Source organism: Polaromonas sp. P1_G4 (assembly GCF_056405475.1).
Genome location: NZ_JBFUCA010000943.1, coordinates 1 through 854, shown reverse-complemented (window position 1 = coordinate 854; position 854 = coordinate 1). Strand labels below are relative to the sequence as shown.

Annotated in this window: 1 protein-coding gene; it reads left to right on the top strand. The window is 58.3% G+C overall.

The window, feature by feature from the left end; translation table 11 throughout:
- Positions 1-747 (top strand): ABC transporter ATP-binding protein (locus AC1D1X_RS24625; RefSeq protein ID WP_477699532.1); only part of this gene is annotated, 747 nt, incomplete at its 5' end.
- Positions 748-854: the final 107 nt, after the last annotated feature.

Here is an 854-nt window from a genome sequence, read left to right as displayed (position 1 = left end):
AACAACATCAGCCTGAGTTTTGGCGGGGTCAAGGCCCTCTCGGATATTTCCTTCAATGTGAAAGAGCACGAGATTCGCGCCATCATCGGCCCCAATGGTGCGGGCAAGAGCTCCATGCTCAACTGCATCAACGGCGTTTATGCGCCGCAGCAGGGCTCCATCACTTTCCGCGGCCAGACCTTCAAGCACATGAACAGCCATCAGGTGGCGGTCATGGGCGTGGCGCGCACTTTCCAGAATCTGGCGCTCTTCAAGGGCATGAGCGTGCTCGACAACATCATGTCGGGCCGCAACCTAAAGATCAAAAGCAACCTGCTGCTGCAGGCGCTGCGCATAGGTCCCGCCGAAAAAGAAGAAATCATGCACCGCGAGGCAGTGGAAAAAATCATCGACTTCCTGGAAATCCAGGCCTATCRCAAGACGCCCGTCGGGCAACTGCCCTACGGCTTGCAAAAACGCGTTGACCTGGGCCGTGCGCTGGCGATGGAGCCGCAAGTCCTGCTGCTCGACGAACCCATGGCCGGCATGAACGTCGAGGAAAAACAGGACATGTGCCGCTTCGTACTCGACGTGAACGACGAGTTCGGCACCACCGTCGTGCTGATCGAGCACGACATGGGCGTGGTGATGGACATCTCCGACCGCGTAGTGGTGCTCGACTACGGCAAAAAAATCGGCGACGGCACCCCCGACGAAGTACGCAACAACGAAGACGTGATCAAGGCTTACCTCGGAACGAGCCACTAACCATGAACAAAAAATCCCAACTGAACAAATCCAGCGACCGCYGCGGAACCGGCTTCGCCGGGCCGCTAGCGGTGTCCCCCTCAGGGGGAGAGGCGGCTACACGAAGT